This window comes from Celerinatantimonas marina (assembly GCF_046054165.1).
Classification (GTDB): domain Bacteria; phylum Pseudomonadota; class Gammaproteobacteria; order Enterobacterales; family Celerinatantimonadaceae; genus Celerinatantimonas.
In genome coordinates this window covers 50,353-72,064 of sequence record NZ_JBFNXK010000011.1, presented here as the reverse complement: position 1 = coordinate 72,064, position 21,712 = coordinate 50,353, and the positions used below count along the sequence as shown (strand labels likewise).

At 44.7% G+C, this 21,712-nt stretch carries 22 protein-coding genes; 16 read left to right on the top strand and 6 right to left on the bottom strand.

Annotated elements, in window-relative coordinates; genetic code table 11:
- Nucleotides 1-17 precede the first annotated feature (17 nt).
- The 10 genes from ABUE20_RS12850 to dinB all read left to right on the top strand — a co-directional run bounded on the left by ABUE20_RS12850 (nucleotide 18) and on the right by dinB (nucleotide 8,898).
- Nucleotides 18-320: a BolA/IbaG family iron-sulfur metabolism protein gene (locus tag ABUE20_RS12850; protein ID WP_408620336.1), complete on the top strand. Its 303-nt coding sequence runs from the start codon at nucleotides 18-20 to the stop codon at nucleotides 318-320.
- Nucleotides 321-643: 323 nt separating this feature from the next.
- Complete coding sequence (locus ABUE20_RS12845) at nucleotides 644-1,987, top strand: Na(+)-translocating NADH-quinone reductase subunit A (RefSeq protein WP_408620335.1); 1,344 nt, start codon at nucleotides 644-646, stop codon at nucleotides 1,985-1,987.
- A 2-nt stretch (nucleotides 1,988-1,989) separates the two neighbouring features.
- A complete protein-coding gene (locus tag ABUE20_RS12840) occupies nucleotides 1,990-3,195 on the top strand; it encodes an NADH:ubiquinone reductase (Na(+)-transporting) subunit B (protein WP_408620334.1) in 1,206 nt (401 codons plus the stop codon).
- Nucleotides 3,185-3,970: a Na(+)-translocating NADH-quinone reductase subunit C gene (locus ABUE20_RS12835; RefSeq protein ID WP_408620333.1), complete on the top strand. Its 786-nt coding sequence runs from the start codon at nucleotides 3,185-3,187 to the stop codon at nucleotides 3,968-3,970. The genes ABUE20_RS12840 and ABUE20_RS12835 overlap by 11 nt, the downstream gene beginning before the upstream one ends.
- On the top strand, nucleotides 3,963-4,595 hold the full coding sequence (locus tag ABUE20_RS12830) for an NADH:ubiquinone reductase (Na(+)-transporting) subunit D (RefSeq protein WP_408620332.1): 633 nt from the start codon (nucleotides 3,963-3,965) through the stop codon (nucleotides 4,593-4,595). The genes ABUE20_RS12835 and ABUE20_RS12830 overlap by 8 nt, the downstream gene beginning before the upstream one ends.
- A 4-nt stretch (nucleotides 4,596-4,599) precedes the next feature.
- Nucleotides 4,600-5,208 carry an NADH:ubiquinone reductase (Na(+)-transporting) subunit E gene (gene nqrE, locus ABUE20_RS12825; RefSeq protein WP_408620331.1) on the top strand — a complete coding sequence of 203 codons (609 nt, stop codon included), beginning with the start codon at nucleotides 4,600-4,602 and terminating at the stop codon, nucleotides 5,206-5,208.
- A 25-nt stretch (nucleotides 5,209-5,233) separates the two neighbouring features.
- Nucleotides 5,234-6,457 (top strand): NADH:ubiquinone reductase (Na(+)-transporting) subunit F, encoded by a 1,224-nt coding sequence (nqrF, locus tag ABUE20_RS12820; RefSeq protein ID WP_408620330.1) that lies wholly within the window; start codon nucleotides 5,234-5,236, stop codon nucleotides 6,455-6,457.
- Nucleotides 6,458-6,463: 6 nt separating this feature from the next.
- A complete protein-coding gene (locus ABUE20_RS12815; protein WP_408620329.1) occupies nucleotides 6,464-7,504 on the top strand; it encodes an FAD:protein FMN transferase in 1,041 nt (346 codons plus the stop codon).
- A gap of 19 nt (nucleotides 7,505-7,523) precedes the next feature.
- Nucleotides 7,524-7,757 carry a (Na+)-NQR maturation NqrM gene (gene nqrM, locus ABUE20_RS12810; RefSeq protein ID WP_408620328.1) on the top strand — a complete coding sequence of 78 codons (234 nt, stop codon included), beginning with the start codon at nucleotides 7,524-7,526 and terminating at the stop codon, nucleotides 7,755-7,757.
- Nucleotides 7,758-7,824: 67 nt separating this feature from the next.
- The gene (gene dinB, locus ABUE20_RS12805) at nucleotides 7,825-8,898 is read left to right on the top strand and encodes a DNA polymerase IV (RefSeq protein WP_408620327.1); all 1,074 of its coding nucleotides are present in this window, start codon (nucleotides 7,825-7,827) and stop codon (nucleotides 8,896-8,898) included.
- 8 nt (nucleotides 8,899-8,906) lie between these two features.
- On the opposite strand, the gene ABUE20_RS12800 is transcribed toward dinB, so the two are convergent.
- The gene (locus ABUE20_RS12800) at nucleotides 8,907-10,367 is read right to left on the bottom strand and encodes an aminoacyl-histidine dipeptidase (RefSeq protein ID WP_408620326.1); all 1,461 of its coding nucleotides are present in this window, start codon (nucleotides 10,365-10,367) and stop codon (nucleotides 8,907-8,909) included.
- A 324-nt stretch (nucleotides 10,368-10,691) separates the two neighbouring features.
- Between ABUE20_RS12800 and ABUE20_RS12795 the strand changes: the two genes are divergently transcribed.
- From ABUE20_RS12795 to ABUE20_RS12770, 6 genes are all read left to right on the top strand, one after another.
- The gene (locus tag ABUE20_RS12795) at nucleotides 10,692-11,987 is read left to right on the top strand and encodes an NCS2 family permease (RefSeq protein ID WP_408620325.1); all 1,296 of its coding nucleotides are present in this window, start codon (nucleotides 10,692-10,694) and stop codon (nucleotides 11,985-11,987) included.
- Nucleotides 11,988-12,014: 27 nt separating this feature from the next.
- Nucleotides 12,015-12,473, top strand: coding sequence for a xanthine phosphoribosyltransferase (gene gpt / locus ABUE20_RS12790; RefSeq protein ID WP_408620324.1), 459 nt, complete (start codon nucleotides 12,015-12,017; stop codon nucleotides 12,471-12,473).
- A gap of 102 nt (nucleotides 12,474-12,575) precedes the next feature.
- The gene (locus tag ABUE20_RS12785) at nucleotides 12,576-13,799 is read left to right on the top strand and encodes an alpha/beta hydrolase (RefSeq protein WP_408620323.1); all 1,224 of its coding nucleotides are present in this window, start codon (nucleotides 12,576-12,578) and stop codon (nucleotides 13,797-13,799) included.
- A gap of 123 nt (nucleotides 13,800-13,922) precedes the next feature.
- Nucleotides 13,923-14,315 carry a sigma factor-binding protein Crl gene (gene crl, locus ABUE20_RS12780; RefSeq protein ID WP_408620322.1) on the top strand — a complete coding sequence of 131 codons (393 nt, stop codon included), beginning with the start codon at nucleotides 13,923-13,925 and terminating at the stop codon, nucleotides 14,313-14,315.
- A gap of 87 nt (nucleotides 14,316-14,402) precedes the next feature.
- Nucleotides 14,403-15,536, top strand: coding sequence for a glutamate 5-kinase (gene proB, locus ABUE20_RS12775; protein ID WP_408620321.1), 1,134 nt, complete (start codon nucleotides 14,403-14,405; stop codon nucleotides 15,534-15,536).
- On the top strand, nucleotides 15,533-16,786 hold the full coding sequence (locus ABUE20_RS12770; RefSeq protein ID WP_408620400.1) for a glutamate-5-semialdehyde dehydrogenase: 1,254 nt from the start codon (nucleotides 15,533-15,535) through the stop codon (nucleotides 16,784-16,786). Before proB ends, ABUE20_RS12770 begins: the two co-directional genes overlap by 4 nt.
- Nucleotides 16,787-16,945: 159 nt before the next feature.
- Here the strand turns inward: ABUE20_RS12770 and sstT are convergent, their stop codons facing one another.
- From sstT to ABUE20_RS12745, 5 genes are all read right to left on the bottom strand, one after another.
- Nucleotides 16,946-18,199, bottom strand: a complete 1,254-nt coding sequence (gene sstT, locus ABUE20_RS12765; protein ID WP_408620320.1) for a serine/threonine transporter SstT — start codon at nucleotides 18,197-18,199, stop codon at nucleotides 16,946-16,948.
- Between the two features lie 304 nt (nucleotides 18,200-18,503).
- Nucleotides 18,504-19,469 carry a lipoyl synthase gene (gene lipA / locus ABUE20_RS12760; RefSeq protein WP_408620319.1) on the bottom strand — a complete coding sequence of 322 codons (966 nt, stop codon included), beginning with the start codon at nucleotides 19,467-19,469 and terminating at the stop codon, nucleotides 18,504-18,506.
- An 18-nt stretch (nucleotides 19,470-19,487) separates the two neighbouring features.
- A complete protein-coding gene (gene lipB, locus ABUE20_RS12755; RefSeq protein ID WP_408620318.1) occupies nucleotides 19,488-20,123 on the bottom strand; it encodes a lipoyl(octanoyl) transferase LipB in 636 nt (211 codons plus the stop codon).
- Between the two features lie 3 nt (nucleotides 20,124-20,126).
- Nucleotides 20,127-20,393, bottom strand: a complete 267-nt coding sequence (gene ybeD / locus ABUE20_RS12750) for a DUF493 family protein YbeD (protein WP_408620399.1) — start codon at nucleotides 20,391-20,393, stop codon at nucleotides 20,127-20,129.
- A 96-nt stretch (nucleotides 20,394-20,489) separates the two neighbouring features.
- Nucleotides 20,490-21,665: a serine hydrolase gene (locus ABUE20_RS12745; protein ID WP_408620398.1), complete on the bottom strand. Its 1,176-nt coding sequence runs from the start codon at nucleotides 21,663-21,665 to the stop codon at nucleotides 20,490-20,492.
- Nucleotides 21,666-21,712: the final 47 nt, after the last annotated feature.

Genomic DNA, 21,712 nt, shown 5'->3' with positions numbered 1-21,712 from the left:
GAGCATTTGAGGAAAGCATGTCTATTGAGGCAGAAATTCAGCAACGTCTTGAACGCGATTTTTCACCTTCATATCTGCATATCGAAAATGAAAGTTATCGGCATCACGTTCCGGCTGGTTCCGAAAGTCACTTCAAAGTTGCAGTTGTGAGTGAACAGTTTGAAGGAAAGCGGTTATTGTTGCGGCATAAGCAAGTCCATGCTTGTTTAGTCGATCTGCTTTCCGGCCCCGTGCATGCATTGGCATTGCACACATTTACGCCACAGGAATGGGTATCCCATCAGCAAATTCCTGATTCCCCGAACTGCCGGGGGAGTTAAGCCTTTCGTCTTATTTTGAACGTATCTGCTTTAAAAATAATAGAGATCGTATGAAGCAGACATTCGTCATTATACTAGACTTGTAAGGATATTCCTGAGTCGGTATTTTTTTGATAATGAATGGTTAAATAAGCGCTATTTATTTAAAAAAACTATGGATATAAGGCATTTAACATAGCAGGCTATGAATTATTGGTGCTAGAATAATGCGGTTTTTAATCAGTTGTAAGCCTCGTTTCGTTGGATTTGTTATCAATGCAAACTGGGTTTAACCTGCATTAGACAATCACTCATCTTCGACCTAATCTAATGTGTAAGAGAGTATGATTTCAATAAAAAAAGGACTGGATGTGCCCATCAGTGGCGCACCGAAGCAGCAAGTCACGGATAACCTCTTTGCTTCACATGTAGCAGTGCTCGGCGGAGACTATGTCGGAATGCGTCCGACAATGAAAGTCAAAGTTGGCGATCATGTCGCTAAAGGGGACGTGTTATTTGAAGATAAAAAAAATCCAGGTGTTCTATATACCGCTCCGGCTTCTGGTGAAATTGTTGCCGTAAATCGGGGTGAGCGTCGGGTTTTGCAGTCGGTTGTCATCCAAAAGGATGATTCGCCTGCGAAAGATTTTGGCGCGGTGACTTCAGAGCAGCTTTCTAAACTAAGCCGGGATGATATTGTATCCAAGCTTGTCGAATCCGGACAGTGGGTTGCCTTTAAAACCCGACCTTTTAGTAAAGTCCCCGAGATTGATGCAAAACCGGCTGCCATTTTTGTTACAGCGATGGACACAAGCCCACTAGCGGCTGATGCCAAATTGATTATCGATCGGCAGGTCGAAGCTTTTCAGAATGGTCTCTCATTAATCAGTCAGCTGACTGAAGGCGAAGTTTTTGTCTGTAAAGGCAATTATGAACTCCCTCAAAGCCAAGCCAGTAACGTACGTGAGGAAACATTTGTTGGACCTCATCCTGCTGGTTTGGCCGGTACCCATATTCATTACCTGAAACCAGCCAGTTTAAGCCGTCGTGTCTGGAGCATTAACTATCAGGATGTCATTGCATTCGGGTTGCTGTTTAGCACGGGGCAAATCTCTAGTGAGCGGGTGATTTCATTAGCGGGTCCGGAAGTGAAAGATCCTCGTCTGGTTGTCACCGAGATAGGTGCTGCGACAGATGATGTTATTCAGGGACAGCTTAAAGATGATGCGCCGTTGCGAGTGGTCTCCGGGAGCGTTCTGTATGGTCATACCGCAGAAGGCACACTCGCTTATCTGGGACGTTTTCATCAGCAAATTTGTGCCCTAAAAGAAGGGTACGAAAGAGAATTTTTAAGCTGGGCTTGGCCGGGCGCTAATAAATTCTCATTGGCTCGGGTATTTACGTCTCATTTGCACAAACACAAACGTTTTGCAATGACCACAACAACAGGTGGGAGCGCACGAGCAATGGTTCCAATCGGGCAATATGAACGGGTTATGCCGTTGGATATTCTGCCGACTTTATTGCTGCGTGATTTGCTTTCGGGTGATACGGATAGTGCTCAATTATTGGGTTGTTTAGAGCTGGAAGAGGAAGATTTAGCTTTGTGTACTTTTGTTTGCCCCGGGAAGTACGAATATGGTTCAGTGCTTCGCCAGTGTTTAACCAAAATTGAAGCGGAGGGTTAAGCATGAAGCGTTTGTTACATAAAATTGAACCTCTCTTTGCGCCGGGTGGGCGTTATGAAAAGTGGTTTGCCCTTTATGAGGCAGTCGACACTTTTTTATATTCACCTGGACTTGTGACGAAAAGCCGAACCCATGTTCGAGACAATATCGATCTGAAACGAATCATTATTCTGGTTTGGATGGCCTTACTGCCGGCTTTGTTCTTCGGAATGTTCAACGTCGGTGATCAGGCCAACATGGCAATCGCTCACGGCTCGGCACCATTGGATGACTGGCGCGTTGCGCTTATGCACTTGCTTGGTGTGCCCATGGGGGAAAGCGCTGGGTGGTTTGCTCGAAGTGTCTATGGCGCTTTTTATGTGATCCCCGTGTATGCCGTGACCTTTGTGGTCGGGGGATTCTGGGAAGTCTTGTTTGCCATGGTCCGCAAACATGAAGTGAATGAAGGCTTTTTCGTTACATCGATTTTATTCACCATGACCTTGCCGCCGACTATTCCGTTGTGGCAGGTTGTGCTCGGTATTTCGTTCGGTGTGGTCATCGCCAAGGAAGTCTTTGGTGGGACCGGTAAAAACTTCCTGAACCCTGCATTGGCTGGACGAGCATTTTTATTCTTTGCTTATCCTATCAATATGTCCGGTGATGCAGTGTGGACGGCTGTCGATAGTTTCTCGGGTGCGACCTCTTTGAGTGTCGCTGCCAGTGGCGGGCTGCATGCATTAATGAGTACCGGCCTGACTTGGCAGGATGCTTTCTTTGGCTTTATGCAAGGGTCTATTGGGGAAACCTCTACCTTTTTGTTGCTGTTGGGTGGATTGGTCATCATGTATACCCAGGTTGCATCTTGGCGAATTGTCGGTGGGGTGATGATCGGCATGATCGTGGTCAGCACGATGCTCAACTTAATTGGTTCATCGACCAATCACATGTTTAGTATTCCGGCTTATTGGCATTTTGTCTTAGGGGGCTTTGCGCTAGGCATGTTCTTTATGGCAACCGATCCTGTTTCAGCCGCGTTTACGGATAAAGCTCGATGGTGGTATGGCATTTTGATTGGGGCAATGGTGGTGTTTATTCGTGTTGTTAACCCTGCGTTTCCAGAAGGCATGATGTTAGCGATCTTGTTCTCCAACTTATTCGCGCCGTTGTTTGACCACTTTGTCGTACAAGCCAACATTAAGCGGAGGATGGCACGCAATGTCGAGTAATGATTCTTTAGCTAAAACAATCAAAGTAGTGGTTGGTATTAGCCTGATCTGCTCTATTGTTGTTTCGGGCGCTGCGATTGGTTTACGCGGTATGCAGAACAACAATAAATTACTGGATAAACAGAAGAATATTTTGGCTGTATCTGGAGTCTCGACTCAAGGTAAGCGAATTTCGGATGTTTATAAAAAATACATCGAAACGAAAGTCGTTAATTTGAATACCGGTGAGTATGTCGATAGTCATCAAATTAATCCGGCTAGTTTTGATCAAAAGAAAGCGGCTGAAGATCCGACTATGAGTATCCGGTTATCTCCGGAACAAGATACGGCCGGGATTATTCGTCGTTCAAATTATGCCACTGTTTATTTAGTTCATGATGACAGCGGTAAGCTGGACCGGGTGATTTTACCGATTCATGGGCGAGGGTTGTGGTCAATGATGTATGCATTTTTGGCAGTGGCTCCGGATGGTAATACGGTTCAGGGGATTATCTATTATGATCAGGGGGAAACTCCCGGATTGGGTGGGGAAGTTGAAAACCCAAACTGGCGAGCTAAGTTCGTAGGTAAGAAATTGTATGACGAAAAATTTCAGCCAGCGTTAACTCTGGTCAAAGGGGAAGCGGCTCCGAGTGCACGATCTAAAGTGGATGCTTTATCTGGAGCAACATTAACCAGTAATGGGGTTCGCAATACCTTTAAATTTTGGCTCGGTCAGGAAGGGTATGCCCATTACCTGACAAAATTGCGTCAAGGAGAGCTAAACAATGGCTAGTGCAAAAGAAATCAAGCAGATTCTGTTAGGCTCCGTTGTTGCCAATAACCCGATTACCTTTCAGGTGCTGGGGGTTTGTTCGGCATTGGCGGTGACCAGTAAAATGGAAAATGCATTTGTGATGGCAGTGGCTCTGACCATCGTGACTGCATTTTCAAACTTTTTTATCTCTCTGATTCGTAATCAGATCCCATCCAGTGTCCGAATTATTGTACAGATGGCGATTATCGCGTCATTGGTGATTGTGGTTGACCAAGTGCTACGAGCCGTTGCTTATGATATTTCGAAACAGCTATCGGTTTATGTGGGGCTGATTATCACGAACTGTATCGTGATGGGCCGTGCGGAAGCGTATGCGATGAAAAGTCCGCCAATCGAGAGCTTTTTAGACGGGATTGGTAACGGTCTGGGGTACGGCGCTATTCTAATGGTTGTGAGCTTCATCCGTGAACTGTTGGGATCAGGTTCGGTATTTGGTATTAAAATTTTACCGTTGATTGCCAATGGTGGTTGGTATCATCCAAACGGTCTGTTGCTGTTGCCTGCGAGTGCCTTCTTTGTGATTGGATTATTGATCTGGGCTATTCGGACTTGGCGTCCAGAGCAGCAGGAACCGAAGGAGTAAGAGCATGGAGCATTTAATCAGTATTTTCATCAAGTCTGTTTTTATTGAAAATATGGCCCTGTCATTCCTGCTTGGGATGTGTACTTTTCTGGCTGTATCTAAAAAGGTTAAAACAGCGCTTGGTCTGGGGATCGCCGTTACTGTGGTGTTAGGCATTTCGGTGCCGGTTAACCAGATCATTTATTTCCACCTGCTGGCTCCAGGGGCTTTGGCTTGGGCCGGTTTACCCGATGTCGATTTGAGTTTCTTGGGCTTTATTACGTTTATTGGGGTGATTGCGGCTTTAGTGCAAATCTTAGAGATGATCCTCGATAAATACGTGCCTGCGCTATATAACGCATTAGGGATTTTCTTGCCGTTGATTACGGTGAACTGTGCGATTTTCGGTGGGGTGTCCTTTATGGTTCAACGTCAGTATACCCTGGCTGAATCTGCCGTATATGGTGTTGGTAGTGGTTTTGGTTGGATGCTAGCGATTGTAGCGCTGGCCGGTATCCGAGAAAAAATGAAGTATTCCGATGTCCCTGCCGGATTGCGTGGCTTAGGCATTACCTTCATTACTGCCGGATTGATGGCGATGAGTTTTATGTCGTTTTCCGGTGTCCAACTGTAACTGATGATAAACAAGGATTAAGTCGATGGAAATTGTACTCGGTGTGGCGATGTTCACTCTGATTGTACTGGCTTTAGTAGTCATGATTTTGTTTGCAAAATCGAAACTCGTCAGTTCAGGGGATATCACTATTACGATTAATGATGACCCGGAGAAGTCATTTACGACTCAGCCTGGCACGAAGTTAATAGGCGCTTTGGCTAACTCGGGGATTTTTGTCTCGTCCGCTTGTGGTGGTGGGGGCTCTTGTGGTCAGTGCCGGGTGATTGTCAATGAAGGGGGCGGTGATATCCTGCCGACCGAATTGGATCACATCAATAAGCGTGAAGCGCGTCAGGGATGTCGGTTGTCATGTCAGGTTTCTGTGAAAAATGATATGAAAATTGAATTACCGGAAGAGATCTTTGGGATTAAAAAGTGGGAATGTGAAGTTATTTCTAATGATAACAAAGCTACTTTTATTAAAGAATTGAAACTCAAGATCCCTGAAGGTGAGACTGTTCCATTCCGTGCGGGTGGTTATATTCAAATTGAAGCACCTGCCTATCATGTTAAATATAGTGATTTTGATATTCCGGAAGAGTATCGGGGTGATTGGGATCATTTTGGATTCTTTAATTTGGAATCTAAAACTGAGGATGAAACGATTCGGGCCTATTCAATGGCGAACTATCCATTAGAAGAGGGCTTGATTATGCTCAACGTGCGTATTGCAACGCCACCTCCTCGGATCCCGGATGCACCTCCAGGACGGATGTCCTCCTATATTTTTAACTTGAAACCCGGTGATAAAGTAACTATTTCAGGTCCATTTGGCGAATTTTTTGCCAAAGATACTGATGCAGAGATGATCTTCATCGGTGGTGGTGCCGGGATGGCTCCTATGCGAAGCCATATTTTTGATCAGCTGCGACGTTTACATTCTAAACGGAAGATCAGCTTCTGGTATGGTGCTCGTTCAAAACGTGAAATGTTCTATGTGGAAGACTTTGATGAGTTAGCCCGTGAGAATGAAAACTTTGAATGGCATGTCGCCTTGTCCGATCCCCAGCCTGAAGATAATTGGGAAGGTAAAACAGGCTTCATTCATAATGTTCTTTATGAAAGTTATCTGCGTGATCATGAGGCTCCTGAAGACTGTGAATATTACATGTGTGGTCCGCCAGTCATGAATGCAGCTGTCACTAAAATGTTAAAAGACCTGGGTGTTGAAGATGACAACATTCTGTACGATGATTTCGGTGGTTAACGATTCATGTCGATTCAATTAAAACAATGGCTGGCCTTTCTGGGGCTAGCCTTTTTATTACTAGGGTGCCAAAAGCACGAGGATTTATATACGCTGACCCTGAAGGGCGGCACCATGGGAACTTTTTACCAGATTAAGGTCGTTGCTCCGAAAGATAAATTACCGGATGGTCAGACATTGCAGGCTCTGGTGGATAAAGAACTGGAGCAGGTTAACGATGAGATGTCGACGTATCGGCCTCAATCAGAATTGTCACTGTTTAATAGTCAGCAAACGACTCAGGTTGTTCCTATCTCTGATCATCTCCGTACGGTAGTGACAGAAGCTTTACGAATTTCGGGATTAACGGGTGGCGCATTTGATATTACCGTTGGGCCATTGGTCAACTTATGGGGATTTGGTCCAACCGGACGTCCGGATAAAGTGCCATCACCTGAAAAATTAAGTGCGGCCGAAAAAGAGATTGGTTACCACCATCTTCATCTGAGTACTGAAGGCTGGCAGAAGGATATTCCGGGACTTTATGTGGATCTTTCTGGTATTGCTAAAGGGTATGGGGTGGATCGGGTTGCCGATTTACTCAAAGCTCAGGGATTTCATAACTTTTTAGTGAATGTTGGTGGGGAATTGCGTCAACAGGGGCACAATGATCAAAACGAACCTTGGCGGGTCGCTGTTGAGAAACCTCGTTATAATGGTTCTCAAGCGGTTGAACGTATTGTGACTCCGGGGGATCGAGCTATTGCCACATCAGGGGATTACCGAAATTATTTTGAAGAAAATGGGATTCGCTATTCACATGAGATCGATCCTAAAACCGGGCATCCCATTCAAAATCGGGTCGTATCAGCCAGTGTCATCGCTGATAATTGTATGACCGCCGATGGTTTTGCAACAGCATTTATGGTGATGGGGCGTAAGGCCAGTATTGATTTTGCCACGGCCCATAAGATGGCGGTGATGATTATTGAAAAAACAGATGAAGGTTATGCTGAATTTTATACACCGGAATTCAAGCAATATTTGGTGAAAAAAGCAGCCTCTTAGGTGCTTGAGGAGACCATGAATGAGTTATTTTTTGATTACATTCGGCGTATTCCTGTTTGTGATTGCTATCATGGCTGTGGGTTATGTTTTTCAGCGAAAAACGATAGCCGGAAGTTGTGGTGGAATTGCTTCATTAGGTTTAAAAAAAGTCTGTGATTGTCCTGAACCGTGCGATCGACGCAAGGCCCTAATGGCAAAAGCTGAGCGTCGGAAACGACGAGCTGAGATGATTGAGAAAAATCGGATTATATAACGAATAGTTTCGTGACAAATTTCAAGAGTCGACTAAAATAGCTGTATGGATATACAGCTATTTTTTTATGCGTAAAATTATTCACATTGATATGGATTGTTTTTATGCCGCTGTGGAGATGCGTGAAAATCCATCCTTAAAAGATAAACCCATCGCTGTGGGGGGAGCTGTTCGCTCACGGGGGGTGATTGCAACGTGTAATTACCCCGCTCGTAAGTTTGGGATCCATTCGGCAATGTCGACGGCACAGGCTTTGAAATTATGCCCGGATTTGGTGTTGCTCAGAGGGCAAATGGATTTGTATCGTAGTATCTCAGAGCAAATTCGAGCGATTTTTTTATCATATACCCCCCTTGTAGAACCGTTATCGCTGGATGAGGCGTATTTGGATGTGAGTGACATTCAGGTTTGTCAAGGGAGTGCGACGTTAATGGCAAAACAGATCCGGGCTCAAATTTTTCGGGATACAGGGTTGACGGCTTCAGCTGGAGTCGCGCCCAATAAATTTCTAGCCAAAATCGCTTCTGAAGAAAATAAACCGGATGGTTTGTTTGTGATTCGTCCTGATCAGGCCGCAGAGTTTGCGAGGCAAATGATACTGCGTAAAATTCCGGGGGTTGGGCCGAAAACATCTGAACGGCTTGAAGCTTACGGACTTAAAACTGGAGCTGATGTTCTTCAGTATGCTCCGGAACAGTTGCAACAGTGGTTTGGTAAATTCGGCCCAGTTTTGCATCAGCGAGCACAGGGCATTGATCTTCGGGCCGTTGAGGTCTCAAGGATCCGAAAGTCGGTGGGAGTTGAGCATACTTATCCGAATGACCTAGTAAGTCTTGAACAGTGTTTTGAAGCATTAAAGCTACTCCTTCCTGAGTTACAACATCGCTTGAGGGGACGATTGTTTAAAGGCGTTCAAGTGAAGCTAAAATTCCAAGATTTTTTACAAACGACAGTGGCCTGTCAAAGTCATGTTTTAGATAATTCGGAGCTTCAGGCTTTGCTGGAGAAAGCTTATGAACGAGGTGAAGGGAAGCATGTTCGGCTCATCGGCATTTCCGTCAATTTAACCTATGAACTACAACGTCAGTTAAATTTATTTGATGATCTCTCTTGTCCTGCGGAGTCCGAGAGATCATTTTAGCTGGTGTTTTATGCGGCTTTAGGAATGTTTTTCAATGTTTCCACGAGCAGCGCCCAGTATTTTGCAACAGATGCAATATTGACTTTTTCATCGGGTGAATGGGGAAACTTAATGGTCGGTCCGAATGAAACCATATCCCAGTGTGGGTATGCCGTTTTGAATAAACCACATTCCAGGCCTGCATGGATCACCATGATATTGGGTTTGGTCCCGTACAAGTGTTGGTAGGTATCACGAACGATTTCCATAATTGGCGAATGTGGATCGGGTTTCCATCCGGGATAGCCATTGTCGGAATGAATATCAGCACCGGCCAGAGAAAAGAGCGAAGCTAAAACGCGTTCGACATGTTTACGATGACTATCTACCAATGACCGAACTAAGAACCGAACGGTAATATCACCGGCTTCTGTTGTCGAGAGTACGCCCATATTTAGAGATGTTTCAACAACACCTTTCATCTCTTGGCTCATGCTGATCACCCCATTCGGGCTGGCGTGGAGCGCTTTTAATACTCGAGAAGTGAGGTCTGGACTAAAGACTTGCTCTGGCTTATCAGTAGGATGAGATGAAATCTGTAGACTGGATTCGACATTGCCTAGCTCATCGAGCAGGGTTTGTTGATATTGACTAATAAATTTTTCCAGTTGATTCGTATTGTTTGGAGCGACAATAATGGTGGCATGAGCTTCTCGTGGAATAGCGTTACGCAGGCTACCTCCAGCAATGAAAGCTAATGAGTAGCTGAACTCCCGAGTCAATTCATTTAATAGTCGGGCAAGTAGTTTATTGGCATTCCCTCGGCCGGTGTGGATATCACATCCGGAATGTCCCCCTTTCAAACCTTTAATTTGGATCTGGTAGGCTTGTCCGGCAGGTGCGTTGACCCAGTCCGCTTTGAATTTTGCCTGTGTGTCTCCACCTCCGGCACATCCCATATAGATCTCACCTTCTTGCTCAGAATCTGTATTGAGCAGGACGGAGCCTTCAAGCCAGCCACTTTTGAGGCCAAAAGCACCATCCATACCGGCTTCTTCAGTCATGGTGAGTAATGCTTCTAGTGGACCATGCGCAATATTATCGGCATCGAATACGGCCAGAATACTGGACAGACCGATCCCGTTATCAGAACCAAGTGTAGTTCCGTTTGCAGTAACCCATTCCCCATCGATATAAGCTTCAATGGGATCGGATGTAAAATCATGTTGTTTATCGGAATTGGCCTGAGGAACCATATCTAAATGAGCTTGTAGGATCGCTCCTTTACGATCCTCCATGCCTGCAGTTGCTGGCTTACTTAAAATAATGTTACCGACATCATCCCGTTTCGCGGCAATCCCTTTTTGTTTCGCCCAATTCATGATCCATTCGGCTAAAGCTTGCTCATGATAAGACGGATGCGGAATCGAACAAATTTGATTGAAAAAGTGCCAAAGCGATGTTGGTTGAAGCTCTGTTAAGCTAGCCACAGTAAAACCTCTTTATTGATTGGAATACATTGAGTTTAACTGTTTTTGGTCGTAAAAGAGAGTAGATTATATGCCTTCTATCAGCGGGGTTTTTATCGTCTGAGCTTCGATACTGACTGCGGTTATTGGCATCACAATATCATGAATAATGAGGGTTATGTCATTAGTTCGTCTGTGGCTTTCCATCTGCAATAGAGTCCATAAGTATTGATCCATCTCTGGTCAACCGCTGAGACTGTAACTATAATATGCGCTTTTATTTATCCCTCCAGTTATCAGAGAAGTCGGTAACTCAGGTCCATTTTCTAGGAATACATTAAGGTTATGTTAGAGAAACTCTTTAAGCTTCGGGCGCATAACACCACCGTACGGACAGAGGTGGTGGCCGGAATGACCACGTTTTTGACGATGGCTTATATTATTTTTGTGAACCCATCGATTTTAGCATCGGCACATATGGATCATGGTGCTGTATTTGTTGCGACCTGTCTGGCTGCCGCTGTGGGTTGTATCATCATGGGGGTTTACGCTAATTATCCGATTGCGGTTGCTCCTGGAATGGGACTTAACGTGTTTTTCACGTATACCGTCGTTGCCAAAATGGGGTATAGCTGGCAGGTCGCTTTAGGTGCGGTATTTCTGTCAGGGGTCATTTTTGTATTATTGAGTTTATTTAAAATTCGAGAATGGATCATCAATTCGATCCCAACGAGCTTACGGATCGGTATCGCTGCGGGCATTGGCTTATTTTTAGGTTTTATCGCTTTAAAAAATGCCGGAATTGTCGTTGGTAACCCAAGCCCTGACGTTCTGGTTCAGTTGGGGGATGTACGTTCCCCTGAAGTGTTGTTGGCGGCTTTAGGCTTTTTTCTCATTATCGGATTTGAAGCTAAAAAAGTAAAAGGTGGCGTGTTGATCGCTATCTTGATCGTAACGGTTCTGTCATTGATCTTTGGAATGAACAAATTCACCGGTGTCATCTCGATGCCGCCTAATCCATCGGCTGCTTTCTTTAAATTGGATATCAGCGGCGCATTTGACGTCAGCATGATCAGCGTTGTTTTTGCCTTTCTGTTTGTTGAATTGTTTGATACGGCAGGTACACTGATGGCCGTTTGCCAGCGAGGTAATCTGCTGGATGAAAAAGGTAATTTGCCACGGCTTAAAAAAGCACTATTAGCCGATTCTGTTGCTACCATGATTGGTGCTTTGTTCGGAACATCCAGTATTACCAGTTATATCGAAAGTGGTGCCGGAGTTGAACAGGGTGGCCGAACTGGTTTGACTGCGGTTGTGGTCGGTATTCTATTTTTGTTGGCGCTGCTATTCTCCCCCTTGGCTGGCATGATCCCTAAATATGCAACGGCCGGTGCTTTGTTTTACGTTTGTACTTTAATGCTCTCCGGGCTGGCTCATATTAACTGGAAAGATTTAACTGAAGCAGCACCGACGGTTGTCGCTGCGATTATGATGCCAATGGCATCATCGATTGCGGATGGTATTGCTTTGGGCTTTATCACTTATACTTTAGTCAAAGTGTTAAGTGGTCGTTTTAAAGATATTTCAATAAGTGTTTGGTGTCTCACCGTGTTGTTCTTGGTGCGGTTCTACTTCGCTTAAGTCCCAATTGTAGAATAGAGGTCATTTATGACAGATAAATTTCATGTCTCTTGGGAGACAATGCAGCGTGATGTTCGAACTTTAGCTCGTCGCCTGATGCCAGCCACCCAGTGGACCGGAATTATTGCCGTGAGTCGTGGGGGATTAGCTCCTGCATCGGTACTGGCTCGTGAATTAGGGATCCGCTATGTGGATACGGTCTGTATTTCAAGCTATGACCACAATAATCAGCGGGACTTACATGTGCTGAAAAAAGTGGAAACGGATGGTGAAGGTTTCATTGTCATTGATGATCTGGTCGATACCGGTGGGACTGCAAAAGCGATTCGGGAAATGTATCCCAAAGCGCGCTTTGTTACGGTTTATGCGAAACCTCAGGGTAAACCGCTCGTGGATGATTTTGTGACAGAAGTCCCACAAGGCACTTGGATTGAACAGCCCTGGGATATGGCTGAAGTCTTTGTCAAACCTATCTGCGATGAATAATATTTAACAGAAGTCGCAAAAGCCACGTGAGGGAACTCCCGTGGCTTTTTTATTATGTTTGTTGATGATAGGCTATCTTTTCTTTGTTGCTAAGGAGGATGTGTGACAACTCGTTCAGAGCAATTATTTAAATCGCATTCATCTGTCATTGAAACATCAGCGATTATGAATCCTCAGGCCAGTCAGTTAGAAAATGAACAGCCGGCCTCATTACTTAAAAATACCGAACTGCATTGTTGGTATCGTCTATTTTCTTTTAATTGGTGGCAATCTCTGGGAATTTCAGTAATCGAAACTCAGCAGATTATGTCGCAGATTGCCATGAGTCATCGTTCCCGGACCAGTGCATTGTTAGATACTGTGAAAGGGTATCAGCCTGGAAGTTGGTGTTACGAATGGCTTTCGTATGCGGTGGGATTGCAACGGGAGAAACCAAGTTATCGGGCGGTTACTGCGGCAACGATTGCTTCATATCCTCATTTGAAAGGGGATGAGTTGTCGGATAGAGCTCAGGTATTGGTGGATCGTTATTATCAACAGGTGATCCAACAAAGTTCTCAGGTGGATCATTTCGAGAAAATTATTGTCGATGGAACTCAAGGCGAAGCTTCCGCCGGAGGATATTTGCATGTACCGTCCTCTGATACGGCGGTTCCTTTGATTATTGTTGCTTGTGATTTTTCGATGCTGTATAGCGAATTATTGGGGTGGTTCGAAAACCAGTTAGCGGCGGCGGGGATTGGCTTATTTGTCATCGATTTTGCCGGAAATGGTTTAAACCGACGTTGGGGATGGCAGGAAGACAGTAGTCGGCTTTATGAACTACTCTGGCAAAAATTGCAGGAAAATCCGCGAATTGATTCCAAAAGGGTTGGGTTAGTTGGCGTTCGTTGGGCGGCACATAGCATGATTCGGCTGGCTCAGCTTCATGCTAATGAGTTGAAGTATCTGGTATGTATTGGTCCGGCTGTCGATAGTATTTTCCAATCTCAGCAACGCTTAGATGCATTGCCCCGAGTCGTGGTGGATGGTGTACTGAACCGTTTGGGATCTATGGGAGTGGAACGGGATAGATTAGCCGCACATTTATCGGCTTTTTCTTTGAAAAAACAGGGGATGCTCAGACGTCATAGTTGGAATGGGCAGTTGTACTGTATCTATCATGATCGGGATATCATTTGTGAGAAAGATGATATTGAGAGTCTTAAGCAGATGGCGGTTCATCACGATTTTGAACGTTTAAAAGGTGTATCAATAGAAGAGCAATTACCCAAAATTTTCATAAAATGCGGAAATTGGTTGAAAAAACAATTGAGCTATGAATAAATAATTAACATTATAAACAAGCGCTCAAGCGCTGCCCGAAGGATTTAATTACGCTTAGTTTGAACAAATTCAACCACCAAAGATAAAAAACAGCGCCTAGTTTTTGTCAGTAGAGGAACAATTATGTCTGAGCAATGGCCATCACATGGACGTTTAATTAATCGGTTTAACTCACTTGGACCCTATTTGAGACAGCCATTGAGTGATACGACGTGTTATTTTTTCGATTGTCTCAGTGAGTGTGCAGATGCTCGTGTCGATCCTGAAATTAGGGAATTTTATGGCTGGTGGCTGACGTTATCCGTTCAAGAGGGGCACTTTGAATATTGCTATTGGTATGGATTTTTCGATAAACAGGGGAATTGGCAGGAAAAAGCAATTCCGAATGCCTATCAGAAAAATGTTCAGGATACATTGCAAAACTTTTATACAAAGCTGCTTGAATTATTGGATGAACTCGATATTGAACTAACCCCTTCATCTCAGCTTGATCCCAGTCGGGTACTCGCAGCTTAAATCTTCATTGATATCTGTAAAAAGCACTGTTCGAGCAGTGCTTTGATCCGCTAAACTACCCTTTTTCGAATTGATTGATCACCTAAAATGTCAAAACAGACTATCGTTGTTAAGTTAGGAACAAGTGTTCTGACAGGAGGCACCACCCGGCTGGATCGTGCGCATATGATCGAGTTGGTGCGTCAGTGTGCCAAGTTAAGAAAAGAAGGACATCGGATTGTGATTGTCTCTTCTGGTGCGATTGCTGCTGGTCGTGAATATCTGGTCATGGGGCCGAAAGATTTAACCATGAGTAATAAACAGATGCTCGCCGCAGTCGGTCAATGTCAGTTAATCCGGGTCTGGGAAAATTTATTCGATCTGTATGGGTTGCACGTTGGGCAATTGCTGTTGACGCGCGCCGATTTAGATGATCGAGAACGTTATTTAAATGCCCGGGATGCATTGCGAGCGATTTTAGATCACGGCATCGTGCCGGTGATTAATGAAAACGATGCGGTTGCCACCAGTGAAATCAAAGTGGGTGATAATGATAATTTATCGGCCTTGATTGCCATGTTAGCGGATGCCGATCAACTGTTACTACTGACGGATCAACCCGGTCTGTTTACGGCCGATCCCCGGAGCAATCCAAATGCGGAGCTAATCCCTGAAGTCCGTATTATTGATGATACGCTGCGGCGGTTAGCAGGTGGAAGTGCCGGTGGTTTAGGAACCGGTGGCATGATGACTAAATTACAGGCGGCCGATATTGCACGTCGTGCGGGGATCACCGTGACGATTGCAGCTGGGCGGGCTGAACAGGTCATTTCTCGGGTTGCTCAGGGTGAATTGGTCGGCACGCGTTTCCCAGGCCTTATTACTCCGCTAGAACATCGAAAACAATGGATTTTAGCCGGGCCTCCTCCTCACGGTGAATTGGTCTTGGACGATGGTGCCTGTAGAGCAGTGCTGAATGATGGGGCCAGTTTATTACCCAAAGGGATTGTTGCTGTTCGCGGTGATTTTTTACGGGGTGATATTGTAAAAATAATTAATCCTCAAGGTGAGTGTATTGGTCGAGGCCTTTGCCGATACCAAGCGAGTGATATGCAGAAAATTAAAGGCAAACATTCTGATTTGATTGAAGAGATTTTAGGTGTGGCCTATGGACCGGTAGCTGTTCATCGAGATGATTTAGTCGTTACGCAATTAACGGCTGAAGGAGATATATGGAAATGAATCTAAATGAGATCGGGCAACAGGCTAAAGCTGCAGCTGCGCAGTTAATGAAATGTAGTACATCTCAAAAAAATCAGGCTCTGGCCGCTATTGCGGACGAATTAGAACTTCAGTTGGAAGCAATTTTAGAAGCGAATCAACAGGATCTCTCTGATGCCCGGGAACAAGGGTTGAGCGATGCGATGTTGGATCGTTTAATGTTGAATAAGAGTCGCCTGATGGGAATGGCCCAAGATGTTCGCCATGTGATTGCCTTGGCTGATCCCGTGGGGCGAGAATTTGATAGCCGGATCCTGGATAATGGCATGCGGCTCTGTCGCCGTAGCGTTCCTCTGGGCGTGGTTGGGGTCATTTATGAAGCTCGGCCTAATGTGACCATTGATATTGCTAGCTTATGTATTAAAACCGGCAATGCGGCTATTTTACGCGGTGGTAAAGAAACATTACGGAGTAATTTAGCCCTCATTCAGGTGATTCAGCAGGCGCTGGAAAAAGTGCAGTTCCCTCTGGCTTCGGTTCAATATATCAGCGATCCGGATCGGGCTCGGGTGGCTGAGTTACTGCGGATGGATACTTATGTCGATATGATCATCCCCCGAGGTGGTGAAGGTTTGCATCGTATGTGTCGTGAGAATAGTTCGATTCCAGTGATTATTGGTGGCTTTGGAATTAGCCATATTTATGTTGAAGCATCGGCGCAGCAGGATAAGGCATTACGTGTGATTGAAAATGCGAAGGTGCAGCGCCCCTCAGCCTGTAATGCTCTGGACACGTTGTTGGTGGATGAATCGATAGCGGCTGAATTTTTACCTAAAGTAGCGGCACGGATGCAGGATGATCGGGTGCGTTTGGTTGTTGACGGTAAAGCGGCTACTTATTTGACGCTTTCCGATTCGATTCGTTTAGCGCAGGATGGTGATTACGATACAGAATGGTTGAGTCTGACATTGGGGATTAAAGTAGTTTCCAATATCGATGAAGCATTAGCGCATATGTATGCACATCGGGCTAGCCATTCGGATGCTATTTTAACAGAGCAATTATCTCAAGCTGAACGTTTTATGAATGAGGTTGATTCAGCGGCGGTGTATGTCAATGCCTCCACTCGATTTACCGATGGGGGACAGTTTGGTTTAGGTGCCGAAGTTGCGGTCTCGACTCAGAAGTTACATGCCCGGGGCCCCATGGGATTGGATGCATTAACAAGTTATAAGTGGATTGGTGTAGCGGATTATCTGATTCGCTCGTAAGTCTCTTGTTAAGAGATAATTGATTCATCAGGGTTAAAAAAGAGAAAAGCGATTAGCTTTTCTCTTTTTTTATGGATTCAGTTTGATTGAATCGGTGAATAAAATCTCTTATCTATAGAATATTATCAACGGATAAGAGACCCGATACGAATGAAGTGATTAGGCTTCTTCTCTGACGGCTTCACCAATAGTACTGCCTTGTGCTTTGAGGCAAGATGCTGCTGTAAATAGAGCATCGGTTGAGCTGTTTAATGCAGTTTCTGCTGCATCTTGAATCACACCGATGAGGAAGCCGATAGATACCACTTTCATGGCGATATCATTTGAAATACCAAACAAGCTACAGGCCAGAGGAATTAGCAGTAGTGACCCTCCCGCAACACCGGAAGCCCCACAAGCTGAAATAGTTGCCACAATACTTAGCAATAATGCAGTTGCAAAATCGACGTGGATACCCAGCGTATGAACTGTCGCCAATGATAATACGGTGATCGTGATGGCGGCCCCTGCCATGTTGATGGTAGCTCCTAGGGGAATAGATACTGAATAAGTATCTTTATCTAATCCCAGTTTCCGACATAATTCCATATTGACCGGAATATTAGCTGCGGAGCTTCGGGTAAAGAAGGCGGGCACACCACTTTCGCGTAGACAACGGAAAACCAAAGGATAAGGATTCTGGCGCAGTTTAAAGAATACAATAACTGGGTTCACGATAAAGGCGATGATAAACATTGAGGCCAGTAACACGAAGAGCAAGTGGCTATAAGTCACCAACGGCGTGAAACCTTTTTGACCGACGATATGGGCTACAATTCCAAAAATCCCGAATGGTGCTAACCGAATGACAAATTTCACGATAGCTGAAACACCATCAGCAAAATCGCTTAAGGTATCACGGGTAGTCGACTGGCCTTTACGAATGACGATGCCTAAGCCAATAGCCCAAGCTAAAATAGCGATATAGTTTCCTTGGAGGAGGGCACTTACCGGGTTTTCAACGATTTTAAACAATAAGGTATGTAACACTTCGCCAATACCTTGAGGAGGTGTCAATGAGGCTTGGTCGGTTGTTAATGCCAATTGGGTTGGGAACAGAAAGCTCATGATCACAGCGGTGATCGCTGCGGCAAATGTTCCGAAAATATAGAGAAAAATAATGGGCTTCAGATGGGTTTGCGATTGTTTATGATGGTTCGCAATGGATGCCATAACCAAGATAAAAACCAGAATAGGAGCTACGGCTTTTAGTCCACCGACGAATAGATCGCCGAGTAACTGAAAATTATTGGCATAGGTTGGCCAGAAATATCCACATAATGCACCGAGGATGATTCCGATAATGATCTGCAAAACCAGACTTTCCCTAAGTGTTGACGCAAATCCATTATTGTTGTGTTGTGTTTGGTTCATTACCTTATTGCTCTTAAATTAATTTGAATTTATATGAAGTGCTGTTAACTAATTGTTAATTGTTTTTGTCTCATCTGAATTTTGTTTTATAGGGCATGTTGAAGTGCTATAAAACGCATTCGGACTGCCTGAATCAATGACTAGACAATGCTGAATGAGTCAACAGTTTTAAGCAGAAGCACCATAAATGATCATCGGATAATTTCAAGTGAAAATGCCCAATATTGGGCTAAAAATTGTTTTAGACCAATATTGGGCATCTCGTATTTACATTAGCGACGCTCAGTCATAGTGATCACATCGCCTATTTAACTTCAACGCCCTGAGCTTGTAGATCGGCATGATATGAAGACCGAACTAAAGGACCACAGGCTGCATGGGTAAAGCCCATTTCTAGAGCCTGTTCTTTGAGTTGCTCAAATTCCTGAGGTGTCACATAGCGTTTAACTGGAAGATGATGACGACTCGGTTGCAAATATTGTCCAAGTGTCAGCATGGTCACACCATGAGCCCGAAGATCGCGCATGACTTGTAGAATTTCTTCATTGGTTTCACCCAACCCCATCATTAATCCTGATTTGGTTGGAATATCTGGATGCCGTTTTTTAAACTCTTCTAGCAGTTTCAAAGACCATTGATAATCTGCACCCGGGCGAGCCATTTTATAAAGATGAGGCGATGTTTCAAGGTTGTGGTTGAATACATCCGGTGGGTTTTGATCGATGGCTTCTAACGCTTTTTCCATCCGTCCACGAAAATCAGGGACCAGTGTTTCAATCTGGATTGAGGGTGAAAGTTCACGAATTTTACGCGTACATTCAGCAAAGTGACTGGCACCCCCATCCCGAAGGTCATCCCGGTCAACGGATGTGATGACAACGTAACGTAATTTCATATCTGCAATGGTCTGAGCTAGTTTTTCGGGTTCCCCGGCATCTGGTACCAAGGGTTTACCATGCCCTACATCGCAGAAAGGACAACGGCGGGTACAAATATCCCCTAGGATCATAAATGTTGCCGTTCCGTGATGAAAACATTCGGCTAGATTGGGACAAGAGGCTTCTTCACAGACTGAGTGTAGATTATTTTTGCGCATCGCCGATTTGATTTCATCGATTCGACTGGTACTGGACGGCAGTTTGATACGCATCCAATCAGGTTTCCGCAACGGCTCATCTTCTGATTCCAGAACTTTTACGGGAATATAAGCCATTTTATCGGCGTCACGCAGTTTGACTCCCGGTTCTAAACGTTTTTTGGTTGTACTCATAATGCGCTTTCCTAATAATTATTCACTCAGTGGAGCACCGAGTCGATCGGCAAAAATTGGTAAAAAAGTCTCAATGGCTTCCGTAACCGAAGTAGGGCCACCTAATTCACTAGTTTGGGTCATTTCTAACCCGGCATAGCCGCAGGGATTAATATGCTGAAAAGGCGTGAGATCCATCTTAATATTTAAAGCCAAACCATGAAAAGTACATCCATGACGAACTCTCAGACCTAACGATGCGATTTTTTTCTGGTTGACATAGACCCCCGGAGCATCTGCTTTCGGGTAGCTTTCAATCTGATAATGGGCCAAGGTATCGACTACGGATTGTTCCATGAGAGTTACCAGCTCTCGGACTCCCAGATGACGGCGTCTTAGATCCAGCAGCAGATAGGCGACCATTTGTCCGGGTCCATGATAGGTGACCTGTCCTCCGCGATCAGCCTGAAAAACGGGTATCGTACCGGCATCCAGAACGTTTTCAGCTTTACCCGCCTGACCTTGCGTGTAGATAGGGGAATGTTCGACAAACCAAATCTGATCCACGGTGGTTTCATCACGTTGATCGGTAAATTGGTGCATCTTTTGGTACATGAACTGGTAATCAGCAAGACCCCAGTGAATGACCTGTAATGGACAAAGATTTTTTTTCATGAGTTATAAAACGTGACGAACGTCTTCAATTGCGCCAAGCTCCTGATACAGAGTTTCAATATGCTCTTTACTCGTGACCTGAATACTTAATGAAACTGAACGATAGTTTCCTTTGGTACTGAGGCGACTAGAAGGTGAATAATTACCGGGAGCCAGTCGCTGGACTACTTCTAGAACTTCCTGCTCAAGAGTTTCTGTTGCAACGCCCATCACTTTGAAAGTAAAAGCACAAGGGAATTCAAGATATTCGTCGAATTTACTGTTCATGATCTTAGTGTCATTGATATGTTGAAACGCCGGCAGTTGCCGGCGTGTTAAAAATGTTATTTTACCTTGAAAAAGGCAGTTTGTCTTGTTTTGCCGAGTTTAGAACCAGCCAGCAAATAATTGTTTTATGTAATCAACCATTTGTTTAAATAGGCCACCTTTTTGCACATCTTCCAGCGCAACTAATGGGTAACTGGCTACTTCTTTATCGTTTAATTTAAATTGTAAAGTGCCGACTACATCGCCTTTTTTCAATGGGGCTTCCAGCGTTTTATTCAATTGATAGCTGGCTTTTAAGTTTTTCGCCTGTCCTCGGGGCAATGTAACGGCCACATCTTTATTGACCCCCAGACTGACTTCATCCAGATCCCCTTTCCAGATCCGCGCTTTTACAAAGCTATCACCAGCTTTATAAGGTTTGACCGTTTCAAAGAAGCGGAACCCCCAGGTTAACAGCTTTTTACTTTCAGCTTCACGGGCTTGCATGCTACGCGTTCCCATGACGACTGAGATCAGACGCATGCCATTATCAGTTGCGGAAGCTACCAGACTATAGCCAGCATTACTGGTGTGGCCTGTTTTCATCCCATCAACATTCATGCTTTTATCCCATAACAACGTGTTGCGGTTGTATTGGGTTATTTTGTTGAAGGTAAATGATTTTTCGGCATAGATTTTATATTCGTCCGGTAGATCGCGGATCAGATGTCCGGCCAAAATCGACATATCTCGCGCCGTACTATAATGATCCGGGTTATCCAGTCCGTGAGGATTCACAAAATGACTGTGCTCCATACCCAGTTGTTTAGCCCAGCTATTCATCAACTGCGCGAAAGCATCACTACTTCCTGCGATATATTCCGCCATTGCAACACAGGCATCATTTCCGGAATCAATAATGATCCCACGGTTTAGATCGCCGACGCTGACCTGTTTGCCGACCTCAATGAACATTTTTGAAGATTCGGGGAAATTTTTGGCCCAGGCATTTTTGCTAATGGTGACCTGATCATCACGTTTAATGTTACCGCTTTTGATTTCCTGGCCAATAATGTAGCTAGTCATTATTTTAGTCAGACTCGCCGGGGCTCGGCGTTCGTCTGCATTTTCTTCAGCCAGAACTTTCCCTGAATCATAATCGACCAGAATATAAGCTTTAGCGGCAACGGCAGGGGCATCAGGAACAACATGAGGGGCTGCTATCGCTGAGGCGGATAGAGTGAAGGCGCTACATAATGCGGCCCATTTTAATCGTTTAATCAAACTATTTCTCATCATGACACTTATTGGTTAAAGGATGACTGTTATCACGGGTTAATTAA

What these genes read in the sequence shown, in the direction of transcription:
- ABUE20_RS12850 (WP_408620336.1), top strand. Translation starts at nt 18, where the DNA reads ATGTCTATTGAGGCAGAAATTCAGCAACGTCTTGAACGCGATTTTTCA.
- ABUE20_RS12845 (WP_408620335.1), top strand. Translation starts at nt 644, where the DNA reads ATGATTTCAATAAAAAAAGGACTGGATGTGCCCATCAGTGGCGCACCG.
- ABUE20_RS12840 (WP_408620334.1), top strand. Translation starts at nt 1,990, where the DNA reads ATGAAGCGTTTGTTACATAAAATTGAACCTCTCTTTGCGCCGGGTGGG.
- ABUE20_RS12835 (WP_408620333.1), top strand. Translation starts at nt 3,185, where the DNA reads ATGTCGAGTAATGATTCTTTAGCTAAAACAATCAAAGTAGTGGTTGGT.
- ABUE20_RS12830 (WP_408620332.1), top strand. Translation starts at nt 3,963, where the DNA reads ATGGCTAGTGCAAAAGAAATCAAGCAGATTCTGTTAGGCTCCGTTGTT.
- nqrE (WP_408620331.1), top strand. Translation starts at nt 4,600, where the DNA reads ATGGAGCATTTAATCAGTATTTTCATCAAGTCTGTTTTTATTGAAAAT.
- nqrF (WP_408620330.1), top strand. Translation starts at nt 5,234, where the DNA reads ATGGAAATTGTACTCGGTGTGGCGATGTTCACTCTGATTGTACTGGCT.
- ABUE20_RS12815 (WP_408620329.1), top strand. Translation starts at nt 6,464, where the DNA reads ATGTCGATTCAATTAAAACAATGGCTGGCCTTTCTGGGGCTAGCCTTT.
- nqrM (WP_408620328.1), top strand. Translation starts at nt 7,524, where the DNA reads ATGAGTTATTTTTTGATTACATTCGGCGTATTCCTGTTTGTGATTGCT.
- dinB (WP_408620327.1), top strand. Translation starts at nt 7,825, where the DNA reads ATGCGTAAAATTATTCACATTGATATGGATTGTTTTTATGCCGCTGTG.
- ABUE20_RS12795 (WP_408620325.1), top strand. Translation starts at nt 10,692, where the DNA reads ATGTTAGAGAAACTCTTTAAGCTTCGGGCGCATAACACCACCGTACGG.
- gpt (WP_408620324.1), top strand. Translation starts at nt 12,015, where the DNA reads ATGACAGATAAATTTCATGTCTCTTGGGAGACAATGCAGCGTGATGTT.
- crl (WP_408620322.1), top strand. Translation starts at nt 13,923, where the DNA reads ATGTCTGAGCAATGGCCATCACATGGACGTTTAATTAATCGGTTTAAC.
- proB (WP_408620321.1), top strand. Translation starts at nt 14,403, where the DNA reads ATGTCAAAACAGACTATCGTTGTTAAGTTAGGAACAAGTGTTCTGACA.
- ABUE20_RS12770 (WP_408620400.1), top strand. Translation starts at nt 15,533, where the DNA reads ATGAATCTAAATGAGATCGGGCAACAGGCTAAAGCTGCAGCTGCGCAG.
- sstT (WP_408620320.1), bottom strand. Translation starts at nt 18,199, where the DNA reads ATGAACCAAACACAACACAACAATAATGGATTTGCGTCAACACTTAGG.
- lipA (WP_408620319.1), bottom strand. Translation starts at nt 19,469, where the DNA reads ATGAGTACAACCAAAAAACGTTTAGAACCGGGAGTCAAACTGCGTGAC.
- lipB (WP_408620318.1), bottom strand. Translation starts at nt 20,123, where the DNA reads ATGAAAAAAAATCTTTGTCCATTACAGGTCATTCACTGGGGTCTTGCT.
- ABUE20_RS12745 (WP_408620398.1), bottom strand. Translation starts at nt 21,665, where the DNA reads ATGAGAAATAGTTTGATTAAACGATTAAAATGGGCCGCATTATGTAGC.